Below are 17140 nucleotides of genomic sequence, written 5' to 3'. Positions count from 1 at the left end.
TCCTCCCATCCTCTAGTCTTTCCTGCTCATGAAATTCTATTCCTCCTCTAAATTGCTGCACGGGGCCCTGGTGCTGGCGTTGCTGGGTGCCGCCCCGGCCTGCAAAAAGCTCGACCTCGACCCCACCGATACCATTGACCCCGACAAGGCCTTCCGCAACGTGGCCGACCTGAACCTGGGGTTGCTGGGCGCCTACGCCGTGCTCGACAACTCGCTGCTGCTAAGCGCCGTGACGGTGGCCGACGAGGTGACGCTGCCCATCGAAAACACCGTGTCCAACAACGACGCCTTCCGCTGGCAGTACAACGCCACCAGCTCGTCGGTAACCGGGGCCTGGGCCAGCCTCTACCAGGCTATTGATAGGGCCAACCGGGTGCTGGCCGCCGTCGATAAGGTAGCCAGCCCGGCCGCTACCGACCAGAACCTGAAAAACCAATACCAGGGCGAGCTGCTGGCTTTGCGCGCCTACGCCCACTTCGAGCTGCTGCGCGGCTACGCCGCCGACTACGCGCCCGCCGCGCTGGGCGTGCCTTACATGAAGGAGTCGAAAATCAGCAGCCCGGCCCGCGACACGTTCGAGCAGAACATCCGCGACATCAAGGCCGACCTGGCCCAGGCCAAAACCCTGATTCCGGCCTCGTTCACCGACAATACCCGCATCCGGCTGGTGGCCGTGGCCGCCATGCAGGCGCGGGTGGCGCTCTACGAGAAAAACTGGGCCGACGCCATTACCTACTCCTCCGAAGTAATTACGGCCCTGCCGCTGGCCACCCGGGCCCAGTTCCCGGGCATCTGGACCGATGCCAATTCCAGCGAAGTGGCCTGGAAACTCAAGCGCGTAACCGGCGACTCGCGGCTGGGCGACTCGTTTTTCCGGCAGTCGGGCGGCATCGTGCTCTACGCGCCCGCGCTCAAGCTGCTCAACGCCTTCGACAAAACCAACGACGTGCGCTACCCGGCCTACATCAAGTTCGACCCTACCCGCACCGGCACCAAGTCGCAGTACTTGGTCAACAAGTACATCGGCGGCACGGCCTCGGCGCCGGGGTTGGTGGATGTGAAGCTGTTTCGCACCGGCGAGATGTACCTGATCCGGGCCGAAGCCCAGGCCGAAAGCGGCAACCTCACGGCCGCCGCCGCCGACCTCAACGCCCTGCGCGCCGCCCGCCTCAGCGGCTACACCGCCCAGTCGTTTGCCGATAAGGCCGCGCTGGTAGCCGCCATCTACACCGAGCGGTTCAAGGAGCTGGCCTTCGAGGGGCAGCGCTTCTTCGATTTGAAGCGCCGCAACCTGCCCGTCGAGCGCCTCGCCGCCGACGCCGCCAACGCCTCCGGGGCCGTGCTGCTGCCGCCTACCCAGGCCCAGTACCACTTCCCGATTCCGTTCGTGGAGCTGCAGGTCAACCCCAATATGGTGCAGAACCCGGGGTACTAACCGGGGCCTGACTCCCCTCTCCGAAATGGAGAGGGTCCGCGGCGGCAGTAGCGCGAACTAAAGCGGTTTCCAGCTGAGTGTACGGTTTGAAATTCTGGCCGGCTGTAGCGCGAACTTTGTAGTTCGCGTCCCCGTGCCATTGAAGCCGCCTAGACGACGCGGGGACGCGAACTACAAAGTTCGCGCTACGTGCGCTACGGGTATACTGACCTGAAAATTGCGCTAGGTAGTTCGCGCTACTGCTGCCATTCAAATTCATTCCAACGGCACAGGCGCGAACTACCCAGTTCGCGCTACTGCGCGACGCCAGCCAGCCGTTATTGAAGCCTCAACCATGAAAACCAACAAATTCCTCGGCCTGCTACTGCTGCCGGCACTGCTGGCCGCTGGCTGCCGCAGCTCCATTCCGGCCCCGGTTACGCCCAGGCCGCCCACCGGGCCGGGTGTGGGGCCGGTCGTGCGCCCCGCCTCGCTGGGCCTGGTAGGCGACACGGCCGACGTGCGCCCGGCCGTAAGCGGCGGGGTAGTGCTGATGGGCGGCGGCACCGACGTGGACGCCGCGTTTCGCTGGATGATAGCGCGTAGCGGTGGCGGCGACGTGGTGGTGCTGCGGGCCTCGGGCACCGATGCTTACAACCCCTACATTGCCGGCCTGGGAACGGTCAACTCGGTTGAGACGCTGCTCATCAACTCCCGCGAGCTGGCCAACAACCCGGCCGTGGCCCGCACCATCCGCAACGCCGAAATGGTGTTCATTGCCGGCGGCGACCAGTCGAATTACATGAACTACTGGCGCGGCACGTTGGTGCAGGACGCGCTCAACTACCTGGCCCAGACCCGGCTGGCGCCGCTGGGCGGCACCAGCGCCGGTTGTGCCATTCTGGGCAGCGCCTACTTCAGCGGCGAAAACGGCAGCCCCACCGCCGCCGAGGCCCTGGCCAACCCCTACGCGCCCGCCGTCACGCTCTACCACGACGATTTCCTGCGCGTGCCCGTGCTTCGGGGCGTGCTCACCGACCAGCACTACCTCACCCGCGACCGGCCCGGCCGGCACGTGGCCTTCCTGGCCCGCGCCTGGCAGGACTGGGGCCTGCTGGCCCAGGGCATTGCGGTAGATGAAAAAACGGCCGTTTGCGTGGCTCCCGACGGTGTGGCTCAGGTGTTCGGCCGCAGCAAGGCCTACTTCCTGCGGCCGGTGGCGGGCCGCCCGCCCGAGCGCGTGGTGGCCGGCCAGCCGCTGCAATGGCTCCGGCAGCAGCAGGCGCTGGCCGTGTACGAGGTAAGCGGCTCCGAAACGGGCCAGGGCCGCGTATCCGTCACCGACCTTAGTCCGGCCGCGGCCCAGGGTGGCAGCTGGCAGTGGTGGTGGGTGGATAACGGCCAGCTGCAACAGGCCCCGCAGTAGCCACGGCGGCGGGCAGCCTGCCGGGTCGTCGGCATCATTTTTACTTCTTTCCCTTGTCTATGCGCTTTCCCTTTCTTCCCGCCTTCCTCGGCCTCGGTTTGCTGGCCGCCGGCTGCAACCCCGCCGCCAAACCCACCGATTCCGTCGCCGAAACGGCCACGACGCCGCCGGCCGACCAGACCAAATACGTGCTCATCGTGCACGGCGGGGCCGGTACCATCCTCAAATCGACCATGACGCCCGAGAAGGAGGCCGCCTACCGCGCCGCCCTCACCAAGGCCCTGCAAACCGGCTACGACCAGCTGCAGGCCGGCAAAACCAGCCTCGACGCCGTGGAAGCCGCCATTCACATCCTCGAAGATTCGCCCCTGTTCAACGCCGGCAAGGGCGCCGTCTTCACCCACGCCGGCCGCAACGAGATGGATGCGGCCATCATGGACGGCAACACCCTGCAGGCCGGCGCGGTGGCGGGCGTCACCGTCATCCGCAACCCCATCAGCGCCGCCCGCGCCGTGATGGATAAATCGGAGCACGTGATGATGATGGGGGCCGGGGCCGAGCAGTTCGCCCGCCAGACCGGCCAGACGCTCGTTGACCCCAGGTATTTCTACACCGATGAGCGGTGGAAGGGCCTGCAGGATGCCATCAAGGAAGATTCAACCAAAAGCCGCCTCGACCACGACGACAAGAAAACCGCCCGCCTCGGCGGCGGCCAGCACGACTATAAGTTTGGTACCGTGGGCTGCGTGGCCCTCGATAAAGCCGGCAACCTGGCCGCCGGCACCAGCACCGGCGGCATGACCAACAAGAAGTTCGGCCGCGTCGGCGACGCGCCGCTGATTGGCGCTGGCACCTACGCCAACAACGCCACGGCGGGCATTTCGTGCACCGGCTGGGGCGAGTTCTTCATCCGCAGCGTGGTGGCCCACGACATTTCGGCCCTCATGGAATACAAGGGCCTGAGCATTGACGAAGCCTCCCGCACCGTGCTGGCCAAAGTAGCCAAGCTCGGCGGCGACGGCGGCCTCATCGCCCTCGACCGCCAGGGCCACGCCTCGCTGCCCTTCAACACCGAAGGCATGTACCGCGGCACCATCACCGAGGACGGCAAAATTGAGGTGCAGATTTACAAGGAGTAAAGTGCCTGGGTTGAGCTGGAATTAGAGCTAGGTTCTGGCTCTGCCTCAACCTAAATATTACAACTGCCCGTCCTAGCTTCATTGGCAACTACTGACCCCGGCCGTTGTGCCGGGGCCAGTCCTTTCCGTGTTCTTTCTCAGCTGCTTCTTTATGAAAAACCTGCGCTTCCTGTTGCCACTGCTACTCCTGCTGCCCGCGCTGCCGATGTGGGCCCAGCCGGGCAAGCTGTTCATTATTGGCGGCGGTGCCCGCTCGCCCGAATTAATTCAGGACATGGTGGCCACCGCCGGCCTGGGGCCGCGCGATTATGCCGTGGTACTGCCCATGGCCAGCGCCGAGCCCGAGGCCTCCTTTGCCAGCATTGCCGGGCAGCTGCGCGCCGCGACCCCGCGGCCGGTGCTGTACCTCAACCTGGCCCGGCCCGCCGCTTCGGCCCGCCGCCGCCGGCAGCAAATCGATTCGCTGCGCCACGCCCGCCTCATCTTCATCACCGGCGGCGACCAGGACCGGTTTATGCGCGTGGTGGCCGGCACGCCCATCGAAACGGCCATCCGGGCCGCCTACGCCGGTGGGGCCACGGTGGCCGGCACCAGCGCCGGCGCCGCCGTGATGAGCCGCCACATGATAACCGGCCGCGAGTTGCTGCCCGATACCACCTACCACGAAACCTTCCGCAAGCTGCAGCCCGGCAACATTGAGTTCAAGCCCGGCCTGGGCCTCATCGACTCGGTTATTGTCGACCAGCATTTCATCCGCCGCAGCCGCTACAACCGGCTCATTTCGGCCCTGGCCGCCTATCCCGGTTTCACCTGCGTGGGCATTGATGAAGGGACGGCCCTGGTGGTGCAGGGCCGCCGCGCCCGCATTTCGGGCGTCAGCCAGGTGGTGCGGCTGGCCCGTCCGGTGGGGTTGCGCACCGCCGGCGGCCTGCTGCGGCTGCAGGATGCTGAGCTAAGCATCTACGCCGATGGCGACACGTTTGAGTGGTAGGTGCATTGCGCGGTCGGGCATAACCGGTGTTACTGCCCGCAACACTGGCTATATTCAGTAAGCGGCATCCGCATCACCTAAAACAGCACCGCGCCCACCCACAATCTGTGGGTGGGCGCGGTGCTGTTTTACGGGAAACGCTCGTTGGGCCTATACGCTGAGGTTACCTTCGATAGAGTCGTCCAGCGTCTGGCCGATGGCGGCGCCGACGGCCGTTTTCACGAAGGCAATGGCATTGCCGTGCTTGTTGTCCCAGTAGTAGCCGTCGTGGGGCGTTAGCCGGATGACTGTGATGCGCGGGTCGTCTTCGCCCTCCGTGAACCAGGCTTTGAGGATGGGCGTCCACAGCTCTTTGATGCGGGCCCGGTCGGTGGAAATGGTGGCCGTGCCGACTACGCTCAGAAAATCGGAATGCGCCGAGCCCTGAAACAGCAGCTGCACCGTGGAATCCTGCTGAATCTGCCGGTTTTTGTGGCTGTCGTTGGCACTCAGAAACCAGAAGTTGCCCTGCTCGTCGATGTCGCGCACGGCCATAGGGCGGGTTGCCGGAACCTCCTCGCTGCGCAGGCGGGTGTTGAAAAAGCAGGTGTTGGTTTTTTCGGCCAGCTCCTTCATTTTGGCAATGGCCTCGGTGGCCAGCAGGTCCTGGTGGTTTTTTTCGGGCTGCTGTTGGTTGATGCTATCCATAAAAGACGGAAAAATTGTGGGGGATGCAACTGAGTACGCGCCCGGCCGGCCAGAGTTAAGGCGGCGCTGGTCATTGGGCTGGCCCATGGGTACACCCGGTTTGGCCCGAACGCAAAAAAGCCTCAAAAACTGCATCTGTTGCCAGATTTACAGCTTTTGAGGCTTGATTTAGGTTGAGAAATTAACCTCTACAAGTACCCGGAGCCGGAATCGAACCGGCATATCTTTCGATATCGGTGTTTGAGACCGACGCGTCTACCAGTTCCGCCATCCGGGCGTTTCAAAACCGTTCCGACAGGTAGCTTAGGAACGGGCTGCAAACTTAGCCAGAGATTCCCGAATGCGCAACAGGTACCTTTTTTTCAGGTAGTAGGTGCGCACCTGCTGCAGGGCCTGGGGGCGGGTGTCGGCGGGCAGGCCCTCGTAGCCCGCCAGCACTGGCTCAATGCCCGCATCAAGCGTATCGCTCAGGGCGTTGACTTCGGCTTCTACCTTCGCTTCAGCCGCCGCATCGGGCTCAAATTCCAGCTCCATCAGCTGTTCATTGAGGTCCATTACCTCCATTAAAAAATCGGGGGGCAACGCCTGCTGGCCTTCCTCGAGCAGGCCGTGGCGACCCAAAATGTAGGCCATGCGCTGGTCGGGGTGGCTAAGAGTGCGGTAGGCGTCGGTGTTGAGCGTGGCCAGCTGCAGAATTTCCTGCTGCTTTTCGGCGCTGGCCGTGGCGTGGAAATCGGGGTGGTACTCGCGGCTCAGGGCGTAGTACTTGCGCTTTAGCGCCGCCTCGTCGGGGCGAAACGTCTCGGGCAGCTCGTAGAATTCGAAGTAATCGGGTATTGCGGGCATAAGGGTGGGAGAGGGGGAGGTGCAGCGGGTATTGCCGGGAGCAGCCGGGCACTCGGGTTCAAACTGCCCGCCGGCCCGATAGGTTACGGCGCCAGCGCAGAAACAGTGGCTGCCTCAGGTATCAGCCGCAGCAGGTAATATGGCCGGCTGCACTGAGAAGGCCAGGGGTGGGGCCGCAAACAGGGCCTTGGTGGCCGGCCAAACCTGCCCGAACAGCGCCGAGCGACGGTAGGCATTCAGGACCTCGGCCGACTCCCAGTGGCTGTGAGTGCAGTACACGTGCGGGTCGTTGGCATCCTGCCACAGCTCCAGGTGGTGGCAGCCGGGCATCTGCCGGATTTGCGCTTCCGACTCCTGGAAAATGCGCAGGAAGGCTGGTACGTGCTCGGGGGCGAAAGTGAGGCGAACAATCCGGATCAGCATCAGCTCGAAGAATAGGGGGAAGAAATACCATCGGCCTGACTGCCAGAACGGCCGATATTTATTAACATAATGTTTGCACGAATTGCATTTACCGCTTTGGTTTCTCTCAATGAGGCATTTCCGTGCCTAGCTTAGGTAGCGCACATCTACCTGCGAGTCGAAATGCAGGCCCAGCAGTTCGGAGGCGTTGCCCTGGTTGATGCCGATGCACAGCCGGTCCTGGCTGTTGAAGATGCACACGGCCTCGCCGGGGTCGGCGGCCTGGAAGTGGGGGGCGATGGCGCGCACGGTTTCGCGGGCGAAGTGGATGGTAAAGGGCCGGTCGCGGCCGATGACCTCCAGAGCCGAGCGCGAAATGTCGGTTATCAGGTTGCCGTAGTGGTCGACGTGCACCACATGGCCGGTTACGCGGTTGTCCTGCAGGCGCAGCTGGCGGTTGAGCAACTGGTAGGGCTCGGCCAGCTCGGGACCCAGGTCGGCCAGTGCCAGGCCCTGGGCCAGGTGCACGGCGGCGGGCACCAGCAGGTCGCGGGTAGGGGATGCGGTGGGCTGCTGGCCGGCACTGAGCCGCACCATATACTCGGGCGCGCCGTCGCAGAGCAGCGGCAGCAGGCCGTTGTCGGCGGCCACGAAGTAGTGGCCCTGGTAGCGGGCGGCCAGCCAGGCCGCGTGAGGGGCACCCAAATCGTTTACGCCCACCAGGTGCACGGTGCCGGCCGGGAAATCGGCGTACACCGAGCCCAGCACGTGCACGGCGTGGGCAATATTGAAGGGCTCGATGCCGTGGGTGAGGTCGAGCACCGGCAGCTCGGGGGCCAGCTGCAGAATCCGGGCCTTTACGGCGGCCACGTAATGGTCGCGGTAGCCGAAATCTGACAGAAACGTAATCAAGCCCATGACCGGAAATTCGGAGTTATTCGTACTATTGCTTTGTGCCCCGCGGGGGTGGCAAAAGTATACCTTTTGCCGCGAACCGGGCCGCGCAACGATAACCTGACTTTTGCTGTTGTAAGCAGCAGAAGCCTTCATCCGGCGGGCGCTCAGCCCCTTATTTTCTCTTTTCGCTTTTAAAATTTCCTGGTTTGGTCGAAAAAGTCATCACGTTGGAAAATGTGTCCCTGGTGGAGTTCCTGGGACCCGACAACCAGAATATCCGCCAGCTTGCGGCGGCTTTCCCGGGCAGCAAAGTTGTCTCCCGGGGCAACGAAATCAAGATTCAGGGCCAGCCGGCCGTTATCAGCCGCATCAACGACATCCTCTCGGCCCTCATCGAGCATTACCACGAATACGGCACCATCACCGACAAAACGGTGAGCCAGTACCTGTCTTCGGCCAACGAGGAGGTGGAGGAAGCCCGCATGGCAGCCGCGCCCGACGTTATCCTGTTCGGAGCCAAGGGCGGCGTGATTAAGGCCCGCACCGCCAACCAGCAGCGCCTGGTGGATGCCGTGATGAAGAACGACCTGGTGTTTGCGCTCGGGCCGGCCGGCACGGGCAAAACATATATTTCGGTGGCGCTGGCCGTGCGGGCGCTCAAAAACAAGGAGGTCAAGAAGATCATCATCTCGCGCCCCGTGGTGGAAGCCGGCGAAAGCCTGGGTTTTCTGCCCGGCGACATGAAGGAGAAAGTTGACCCCTACCTGCGGCCCATTTACGATGCGCTGGAGGACATGCTGCCGCCCGAGAAGTTCAAGTTCTACATGGAGAACAAGACCATCGAAATTGCGCCGCTGGCCTACATGCGCGGCCGCACGCTCAACCACGCCTTCGTGCTGCTCGATGAGGCCCAGAACACCACGCCCTCGCAGCTGAAGATGTTTCTGACCCGCATGGGCCCCCACGCCAAGGTGATGGTAAACGGCGACCGAAGCCAGATCGACCTGCCCACCAAGCAGAAATCCGGCCTCAACCAGGCCCTTGATATTCTGCGCGACGTGCCCGGCATCGGGTTCGTGGAAATGACGGCCGACGACGTGGTGCGCCACCGCCTGGTAAAGGAAATCGTGCTGGCCTACGACCAGTTCGACACCGAGCAGGAGCAGGAACGCGCCGACCAGGCCAACCGCCCCGTGCGCCCCGCCCAGCGCCGCGGCGAGTAGGGTCGGTTGAGCTGAGCCGTTAGCCTGACCACCTGTCATCCTAACGAAGGAAGGACCTTATTCCGTGAAAACCAGTCGTGCTTACGATTGTCGTTTTTACGGAATAAGGTCCTTTCTTCGTCTGAAGAACAGACGCGGGCTTTTACTTTTGATTTTTTCTCTTTGACTTCAGCGCTACGCCCATGCAAGTTCACCGCATTACCACCGAACCCGACCTGGAAGCGGCCCTGGCGATCCGGCGCATCGTGTTCGTGCTGGGCCAGAACGTGCCCGCCGACCTGGAGCACGACGCCCACGACCGCACCGACGCCACCCACTACCTGGCCCTGAGCGCCGCCGGCCAGCCCTGCGGCACCGCCCGCTGGCGCCCTACCGCGGCCGGCGTGAAGCTGGAGCGCTTTGCCGTGCTGGCCGAGTACCGCAACCAACAGGCCGGCGCGGCTCTGCTGGCCGCCGTGCTCCGCGATGTGCAGGCCGCCCACCCCGGCGAGCTGGTATATCTCAACGCCCAGCTGCCGGCCGTACGCTTTTATGAGCGCCACGGCTTTATGAAAGCGGGGGAGAAGTTCGTAGAAGCCGGTATTGAGCACTATAAGATGAGTTGGCAGGGCCACTAGCACGCGGTGGGGCCACCACAGAAATGCGCTGGCAGTTCTGCCGCCGCTTGTGGTTCAATATATTTTTTACACCTTGATTTCCAGAACGCTGCCATAGCTCCGGCAGAACGCCACCCGCTAAAAGCCATCAGCTTAAAAAGCATGCAAGTCAAATGGGCTCCGAATGCCTTCGTGCGCCTGGTGCTGCCGCTGATGGCCGGTATCCTCACGTATTTGTACTATGGCCCGATGCTGCCGCCCGTCTGGCCATTGCTGGCGGGGCTGGTGGGGCTGTTTGCGGGCGGGCAGTGGTGGGCAGCCCGGCAGCCCGGCCCCGGCCCCACCGATGCGGCCGGGCTGCTGGCCGTGGCGGCCCTGTACGTGGCGGGCCTCACGCTCACGCAGCAGGCCACCGAAAGCCGGGCTCCCAATCACCTGTTTCGCTTCGGCGACCAGATTGAATTTTACCGGGCCGTAGTGGACGACTATACCGTGCGGCGGCCCGCTACCTACGCCACTACCGTGCGGGTGTCGGCGGTGCGGGTGGCGGGGCAGTGGCGGCCCGCCGTGGGCGGCATCCGCGTTTCCATCCCGCTCACCGACTCGCTGCCGGCCCCGCAGTACGGCGACGTGTGGCTGGTGCGCGGCGCCCCGGCCCCGAGCAAGCCCCCGCTCAACCCCGGCGAGTTCGACTACCGCCGCTACCTGCAATACCACCAGGTTTACCACCAGCAGTTCATCCATCCCGATCAGTACCAGCGCATTGCTATGGCCCCGCCCAGCCTGCTGCGGGCCGTGGCCATGCGGGCGGCGCGGGTCGTGGAGGGCATATTCAAGCGCTACGTGCATGCCAGGCGCGAATATGCGCTGGCTTCGGCGCTGGTGCTGGGCCTCAAGGACGACGTGGACCAGCAAACCAAGGAGGCCTACGCCAACACTGGTACCACCCACATCATGGCCGTATCGGGCTTGCAGGTGGGGCTGCTGTTTGGGGCCGTGAGCTGGCTGCTGGGGCTGTTGCCGGGCCGGCGCGGGCCGCTGCTGCACCTGCTCACGGCCCTGGTGGGGCTGGGCGTTATCTGGAGCTACGCTTTTCTGACCGGCCTCTCGGCCTCGGTGCTGCGGGCTACGGTGATGTTCTCGTTTGTGCTGGTGGCCCGCGCCACCGGCCGGCAGACTTCCATATACAACCTGCTGGCTGTGGCCGCCTTTTTTCTGCTCTGCTACGACCCGTATCTGCTCTGCGACGTGGGCTTTCAGCTCTCGTTTCTGGCCGTACTCAGCATCGTGTACCTGCAACCGCCCATTGCCGGCTGGCTGCATCCGAAAGCGTATTTTCTGGCCCGGCAGCGGCCCTGGCAACGGCCGGCCGTGCAGAAGCTCTGGCAATGGGCGGGCATCGGCCTCGACTGGATATGGCGGGCCACGGCACTGTCGTTGGCGGCCCAGGTGGCCACGTTTCCGCTGGGGCTGTTTTACTTCCACCAGTTTCCGCTCAGCTTTTTGCTTTCCAACCTCGTGGCCGTGCCCATTTCCAGCCTGGCCGTGTACGTGGGGCTGCTGCTGCTATTGCTTAAGGGCCTGGGTTGGGCGTTGGGCCTGCTTTCGACCACGCTGGCCCACGGCCTCGATTACCTGACCAAAGGTGTGGCCTGGGTATTTGAGTGGATGATCTGGTTTTTCAATGAGTACATCTTTTTCATTGGGAAAAGCATGCCGGGGGCGCTGGTGTCGGGCATCCACATCACGGCCCCGCAGGCCTGGCTGATATTTGGGGTGATTCTGGCCCTGCTGGCCTTTTTTTCCCTGCGGCGGCTGCAATGGCTGGCGCTGGCCTGCACGTTTATGGGCGTGTTTGCCGGCAGCCGGGTGTGGGCCGCCCGGCAGCTGGCGCCCGACGAGCAGCTCATCGTGTACAGTATTCCGCGCCGCTCGGTGGTGGGCTTCTGGCAGGGCGCGGCGGCCGATATCGTGCCGCTCGACTCGCTGCCGCTCACCGAAACCGAGCGCACCTACCGCATCGTGCCGGGCAGCATCCGGCGCAACGCCCGGCGCGTGCGCTACTGGCCCGGCTGGCGGGGCAGCCCCGTGCCGGCACTGGTGGCCGAGCCCGGCCTGGTGCTGGCGCGCTGGCGGGGCCGGCAGCTGGCTTTCGTCAGCGGACAGCTCAGCGGCAGCACCCAACCGCTGCCGGGCCTGGCGGCCGTGGTGCTGCGCCGCAACGCCCGCGTGCGGCCCACCGATGTGGCCGCCTTGTTTGGCACGGCCCCGCGCATTGTTTTCGACTCGAGCTGCAAAAGCTGGTACGTGGCCCGGCAGGATTCGCTGTTCCGGGCCGCCGGTTTCCGCACCCACGACGTGACGCTGGCCGGGGCTTTCCGCGTCGGCGGCCGGTGGTAGACCCACAAAATACCGCCGGGTAGTGGCCGGATTCGGCGCGTAGTTCGTATCATAGTAGCATCAATTTTGCTAGGTTTGGGTTTTTCGACCCCCTTCTGGCTTAGCCCGGCCCCTTGCTGCTTGCACCTACCGGCCCTTTCGCTGAGCCCCTCATCCTTGCCCCACCCATCCCGACTATGGAAGACGCCCTCACTCAGGAACTCGAAGAACTGCGCTACATCCGCTACGAAGCCCAGGATTCTATCGGCTATATCACGCTCAATCGTCCCGATAAGCGCAACGCGCTCAATGCCAACGTGGTGACTGAGCTTAAGCAAGCCTTCGCTTATGCCGAAGACGACGACGACTGCAAGGTTATCGTGTTGCGGGCCGCGGGCGACGTGTTCTGTGCCGGGGCCGATTTAGGCTATATTCAGGAGTTGCAGAATTTCGGCTACAACGAGAACCTGGCCGACTCGACCCACCTCATGCAGCTGTTCCACCAGATTTACACCCTCAACAAGGTGGTTATCGGGCAGGTGCACGGCCACGCGCTGGCCGGCGGCTGCGGCCTGGCTACTATCTGCGACTTTGCCTTTACCGTACCCGAGGCTAAATTCGGCTACACCGAAGTGAAAATAGGCTTTCTGCCGGCCATCGTCAGCATTTTCCTGCTGCGTAAAATCGGCGAAACCCGCACCAAGCAGCTGCTGCTCACCGGCGATGTCATCCCCGCCGATAAGGCGCTGGAGTACGGCCTCGTCAACTTCGTAGTGCCCCGCCAGGAACTGGCCGACAGCGTATACCGCTTTGCCCGCCGCCTGTGCGTTGAGAACTCGGGCCAAAGCATGGAAATAACCAAGGAGATGATAGCCCGTCTGCCCGAAATGCCCCTCGAAGACAGTCTGCGCTACGCCGCCCGCATGAACGCCGACGCCCGCGGCTCCGACGACTGCCGCCGCGGCATTGCCGCTTTCCTGAACAAGGAAAAGCTGACCTGGGACAACTAACCTGCACAATAGGCCCGCCTGTCATCCTGAGCATGTCGCGCGATATGCTCAGGATAACAGGCGGCCCCTCCGCGCCTATCCGCTAAACCTTCTTGCTTTTCTGCCGGTTAGCTTACCTATGACGACGCTGGGTGCCGTGGCCGTTACGACGGCTACTTTTCTGGGGATGGAGTTCGTGGCCTGGTTCATGCACCGCTTCGTGCTGCATGGGCCGCTGTGGTTTCTGCACCGCTCGCACCACGTGCGGCACCCGCACCGCTTCGAGCGCAACGACTTTTTCTTTCTGTTTTACGGCTCGCTCTCGATGCTGCTCATCGTGTTCGGTTCCGAAAGCCACGACTTCCGGTTCTGGATGGGCGTGGGCATTGCCAGCTACGGCACGCTGTATTTTTTCGTGCACGATGTGCTGATTCATGGCCGGCTGCGCTTCTGGCGCAAGTCGCGCAACACCTACCTGCGGGCCCTGAACATGGCCCATAAGATGCACCACAAAACCACCGGCCGCGACGGCAGCGAAGAGTTCGGCCTGCTGTGGGTGTCGCCCCGTTACTTCCAGCTGGCCTTGCGCCGACCGGCTCCCACCCGCGTGCTGAAAAGTAAAGCGGTTGACTGAGCGTTAGCGGTTGGATTTCACGCGCAGCACTGGCCGCCTGGCACTGCATAACACTAGTATTTTATCCCTGAGAAAAGGCTAATAGCTAACTGCTAACAGCTATCGGCTTAAAACAATGGGTTACTTTTCCATCTCCGATTTAGAGCAGCTTTCGGGCGTCAAGGCGCATACCATTCGCATATGGGAGCAGCGCTATGGCATTCTGAACCCCGCGCGCACCGCCACCAACATCCGCACCTATTGCGAGGACGATTTGCGCCGGCTGCTGAACGTGGCCACGCTCTGCGACCGGGGCTACCGCATATCCAAGGTGGCCAGCCTGAGCGAGGAGGAACTGTCGACGGCCGTGCTGGCCGGCAACGACGCGACCCATAACTACTGCCAGCGCGTAAACGGCTTGCTGGCCGCCATGCTGGCCATGGATGAGTGCCAGCTGGTGGCCCTGTTCAATCAGACCATCGAGCAGCTTGGCCTCGAAGAGGCCATTCTGCGGGTAGCTTACCCGTTTTTGCAGCGCATTGGCATTATGTGGCAGGCGGGCACCGTGAACCCCGCCCAGGAGCACCTGGTAACCAACCTGCTACGCCAGAAAATGCTGGCCGGTACCGATGCGTTGCCCCCGGTGTCGCCCACCTCGGCCCGGCGCTGGGTGCTGTTTCTGCCCGAGCGCGAAATGCACGAGCTGGCGCTGCTGTTCATGAACTACGTGCTGCGGGCCCGCCGCCACCACGTGCTGTACCTGGGGCAAAACCTGCCCACATCCGAGCTGCGGGCCGTGTGTGCCAGCTATCAGCCCCACGCGCTGCTAACGGTGCTCACGGCCGTGCCCGAGCGCGACGAGGTAGGCCATTTCGTGCAGCAGCTGCGCGAGTACTGCCCCGGCACCCAGCTTTATTTATATGGTCCGCTGGCCCAGCTGGATTTTCCGCTGCCCTCGCAAACCACCCGCCTGACTCTGATTACCGACTTTATTGCCCTGGTTGATGCCAGCAGCGCGGTTGCCGAAACCCAGCGCTGAAAACCGATACGCCAGCCCCGTCGTACTTTCTGGGCCGGCGGCCGCAGGGGCGGCCGACAGCTAGCGTGTCGGCCTGGCGTGTGCAGCGAGGGTAGCCGGGTGTGGTTGGCTGGTTTTTGGGATGAAAGTAGCCCTGACGGCACCTGGGCCGGTATCCGGATTGGTTGTGTAAAATAAATCGGCCGGTTGGCGTACTTTTTAGTGGGCGGTGCGTATATTTGTTTAACATTTGGCCACCAAAAGCTAAACAGCATGACCTCTCTTGAATTCACTGACCAGGTACAGAAGATTTCTTACTCGCTGAAGCCGGTGGCGATGAACCTGACCCGCGACGCCGACGACGCCAAAGACCTCGTGCAGGAAACCCTGCTCAAGGCCATGCTCAACAAAGACAAGTTCAAGACGGGCACCAATCTGAAGGCGTGGTTGTACACCATCATGCGCAACACCTTCATCAACAACTACAACAAAATAACCAAGCGCAACAGCAACATCGACAGCACGGAGTACTTTCAGTACTTTAATACCGATGAAAACTACATTACCCACAACGGAGCCAGCTCCGATTTCGTAGTAACGGACATCAACGCGGCTATTGCCGGTCTCCCGGCCGACTACCGGACGCCGTTCATGATGTACTACATCGGCTACAAGTACCTGGAAATTGCGGAGAAGCTGCAAATTCCGATTGGCACCGTCAAAAACCGTATTCACATCGCCCGCAAAGAGCTCAAGCAGGCGTTGAAGACATACGCCCCCGGCGTGTAGGGAATAGGGAGAGAGTACAGACCCGCCCCGGGCGTATCACGGGCCGCGGACTACGCAACCAGCTTTGGCCAGCGTAGTTTGCGGCCCGTTGGCTTGTCGGGCTCGCCCGAAAAGCAAACTTCCGGGCCGGCTGGCGGTATCTTAGCGAGTCGGGCTGCGTAGGGCTGGGCGAAACCAGCAAAACCAGCAAAACCTCATATTTGCGCTTGTGAGCAAACACATCATAGTTATCGGGGCCGGCTTCGCGGGCCTGTCGGCGGCTACCACGCTGGCCCAGCAGGGCTGCCGCGTTACGCTGCTGGAAAAAAACGAGGGCCCCGGCGGCCGGGCCCGGCAGTTTCAGGCCGAGGGCTTCACCTTCGACATGGGCCCGAGCTGGTACTGGATGCCCGATATTTTCGAGCAGTACTTCGCCAAATTTGGGCGGAAGGTGAGCGACTACTACGACTTGGTGCGCCTCGACCCCTCGTACCAGGTGATTTTTAAAGGCCCTGAGGCGGTGGATATTCCGGCCGCCATGAGCGAGCTGCGGGCGTTGTTCGAGCGGTTTGAGCCCGGCAGCGGCGCACGCCTCGATGAGTTTCTGCGGCAGGCGGCCTACAAGTACCAGGTGGGCATCGGCAAGTTCGTGCACATGCCCGGCCGCTCGCTGCTGGAGTTTGCCGATCCGCGGCTGGTAGTAGACGCCGTGCGCCTCGACCTGCTGCAAAGCATGCACAAGCACGTGCGCAAGTTTTTCAAGGACCCGCGGCTGCTGGAGCTGGTCGAGTTTCCGATTCTGTTTCTGGGCGCCACTTCCGAAAACACGCCGGCCCTGTACTCGCTCATGAACTACGCCGACCTGGCGCTGGGCACCTGGTACCCCATGGGCGGCATGCATAAAATTGTGGAAGGCATGGTAGCCCTGGCCCGCGAGCAGGGCGTGGAAATCGAGTACAACACGCCCGTGGAGCAGATTGTGGTGGAAAACGGCCGCACCACCGGCGTGCAGACCGCCGCCGGCTTCCGGCCCGCCGATGCCGTGGTAGCCGGCGCCGACTACCACCACGCCGAGCAGCACCTGCTGGCCCCTGCGTGGCGCACCTACTCGGAGGACTACTGGGACAAGCGCACGATGGCGCCCTCGTCGCTGCTGTTTTACGTGGGCCTGAACAAGCGCCTGCCCAACCTGCGCCACCACAACCTGTTTTTCGACGAGGACTTCGGCCTGCACGCCGAGGAAATCTACGAGAACCCGAAGTGGCCCACGCGCCCGCTGTTCTACGTGTCGGCGCCCTCGCAGACGGACCCCTCGGTGGCGCCGGAGGGCTGCGAGAACATCTTCCTGCTGGTGCCGGTGGCCCCCAACCTGCCCGACCCCGAGGCCACGCGCGAGCACTACTACAACTTCATCATGGAGCGGCTGGAGCGGCATTGCGGCACCAGCATCCGCGACGCGGTGGTGTACAAGCGCAGTTACGCCCACCAGGATTTCATTGCCGACTACCACAGCTACAAGGGCAACGCCTACGGCCTGGCCAACACCCTGCGCCAGACGGCCATCCTCAAGCCCAGTCTCAAAAGCAAAAAAGTCAGCAACCTCTACTTCACCGGCCAGCTCACCGTCCCCGGCCCCGGCGTGCCACCTTCCCTCATTTCGGGCCAGGTGGTAGCGGGGGAAGTGTTGAAGGAATTATGAATTATGAATTATGAATTATGAATTATGAATTATGAATTATGAATTATGAATTA

The 17140-nt window shown here is 62.8% G+C and carries 16 protein-coding genes and 1 tRNA gene; 12 read left to right on the top strand and 5 right to left on the bottom strand.

Translation table 11 applies throughout. From position 1 onward, the window contains the following. Positions 1 to 28 precede the first annotated feature (28 nt). The 4 genes from BMY67_RS11395 (at position 29) to BMY67_RS11380 (ending at position 4970) form a co-directional block, all read left to right on the top strand. Complete coding sequence (locus tag BMY67_RS11395) at positions 29 to 1435, top strand: RagB/SusD family nutrient uptake outer membrane protein (protein ID WP_092771518.1); 1407 nt, start codon at positions 29 to 31, stop codon at positions 1433 to 1435. Between the two features lie 334 nt (positions 1436 to 1769). Beyond that, positions 1770 to 2840 (top strand): cyanophycinase, encoded by a 1071-nt coding sequence (locus BMY67_RS11390; protein ID WP_092771516.1) that lies wholly within the window; start codon positions 1770 to 1772, stop codon positions 2838 to 2840. A 59-nt stretch (positions 2841 to 2899) separates the two neighbouring features. Beyond that, positions 2900 to 3979 (top strand): isoaspartyl peptidase/L-asparaginase family protein, encoded by a 1080-nt coding sequence (locus tag BMY67_RS11385; protein WP_092771514.1) that lies wholly within the window; start codon positions 2900 to 2902, stop codon positions 3977 to 3979. Positions 3980 to 4130: 151 nt separating this feature from the next. Beyond that, positions 4131 to 4970: a cyanophycinase gene (locus BMY67_RS11380; protein ID WP_092771709.1), complete on the top strand. Its 840-nt coding sequence runs from the start codon at positions 4131 to 4133 to the stop codon at positions 4968 to 4970. 150 nt (positions 4971 to 5120) lie between these two features. Here the strand turns inward: BMY67_RS11380 and BMY67_RS11375 are convergent, their stop codons facing one another. The 5 genes from BMY67_RS11375 to BMY67_RS11355 form a co-directional block, all read right to left on the bottom strand. Continuing rightward, positions 5121 to 5657, bottom strand: a complete 537-nt coding sequence (locus BMY67_RS11375) for a pyridoxamine 5'-phosphate oxidase family protein (protein ID WP_092771512.1) — start codon at positions 5655 to 5657, stop codon at positions 5121 to 5123. 195 nt (positions 5658 to 5852) lie between these two features. Then, positions 5853 to 5934: transfer RNA gene (locus BMY67_RS11370), tRNA-Leu, on the bottom strand. Positions 5935 to 5960: 26 nt separating this feature from the next. Continuing rightward, positions 5961 to 6503, bottom strand: coding sequence for a Fe-S protein assembly co-chaperone HscB (gene hscB / locus BMY67_RS11365; protein ID WP_092771510.1), 543 nt, complete (start codon positions 6501 to 6503; stop codon positions 5961 to 5963). A gap of 114 nt (positions 6504 to 6617) precedes the next feature. Next, positions 6618 to 6926, bottom strand: a complete 309-nt coding sequence (locus BMY67_RS11360; protein ID WP_092771508.1) for a putative quinol monooxygenase — start codon at positions 6924 to 6926, stop codon at positions 6618 to 6620. 126 nt (positions 6927 to 7052) lie between these two features. Next, positions 7053 to 7823, bottom strand: coding sequence for an SAM hydrolase/SAM-dependent halogenase family protein (locus BMY67_RS11355; RefSeq protein WP_092771506.1), 771 nt, complete (start codon positions 7821 to 7823; stop codon positions 7053 to 7055). Positions 7824 to 8008: 185 nt separating this feature from the next. On the opposite strand from BMY67_RS11355, the gene BMY67_RS11350 reads away from it, so the two are divergent. The 8 genes from BMY67_RS11350 (at position 8009) to BMY67_RS11315 (ending at position 17087) form a co-directional block, all read left to right on the top strand. Continuing rightward, on the top strand, positions 8009 to 9025 hold the full coding sequence (locus BMY67_RS11350; RefSeq protein ID WP_092771504.1) for a PhoH family protein: 1017 nt from the start codon (positions 8009 to 8011) through the stop codon (positions 9023 to 9025). 182 nt (positions 9026 to 9207) lie between these two features. After that, positions 9208 to 9642: a GNAT family N-acetyltransferase gene (locus BMY67_RS11345; RefSeq protein ID WP_092771502.1), complete on the top strand. Its 435-nt coding sequence runs from the start codon at positions 9208 to 9210 to the stop codon at positions 9640 to 9642. 141 nt (positions 9643 to 9783) lie between these two features. After that, entirely contained in the window at positions 9784 to 12021 is a 2238-nt protein-coding gene (locus BMY67_RS11340; protein ID WP_092771500.1) for a ComEC/Rec2 family competence protein, read from the top strand. A 176-nt stretch (positions 12022 to 12197) separates the two neighbouring features. After that, entirely contained in the window at positions 12198 to 13010 is an 813-nt protein-coding gene (locus BMY67_RS11335; protein ID WP_092771498.1) for an enoyl-CoA hydratase/isomerase family protein, read from the top strand. Between the two features lie 118 nt (positions 13011 to 13128). Then, positions 13129 to 13623, top strand: coding sequence for a sterol desaturase family protein (locus tag BMY67_RS11330; RefSeq protein WP_092771496.1), 495 nt, complete (start codon positions 13129 to 13131; stop codon positions 13621 to 13623). A gap of 115 nt (positions 13624 to 13738) precedes the next feature. Next, on the top strand, positions 13739 to 14641 hold the full coding sequence (locus BMY67_RS11325) for a MerR family transcriptional regulator (protein WP_092771494.1): 903 nt from the start codon (positions 13739 to 13741) through the stop codon (positions 14639 to 14641). A gap of 252 nt (positions 14642 to 14893) precedes the next feature. Further along, positions 14894 to 15409: a sigma-70 family RNA polymerase sigma factor gene (locus BMY67_RS11320; protein ID WP_092771492.1), complete on the top strand. Its 516-nt coding sequence runs from the start codon at positions 14894 to 14896 to the stop codon at positions 15407 to 15409. A 208-nt stretch (positions 15410 to 15617) separates the two neighbouring features. Continuing rightward, positions 15618 to 17087, top strand: a complete 1470-nt coding sequence (locus tag BMY67_RS11315) for a phytoene desaturase family protein (RefSeq protein WP_092771490.1) — start codon at positions 15618 to 15620, stop codon at positions 17085 to 17087. Positions 17088 to 17140: the final 53 nt, after the last annotated feature.

Source organism: Hymenobacter actinosclerus, assembly GCF_900111515.1.
Classification (GTDB): Bacteria; Bacteroidota; Bacteroidia; order Cytophagales; family Hymenobacteraceae; genus Hymenobacter; species Hymenobacter actinosclerus.
This window is presented reverse-complemented; position numbering and strand designations above follow the sequence as displayed.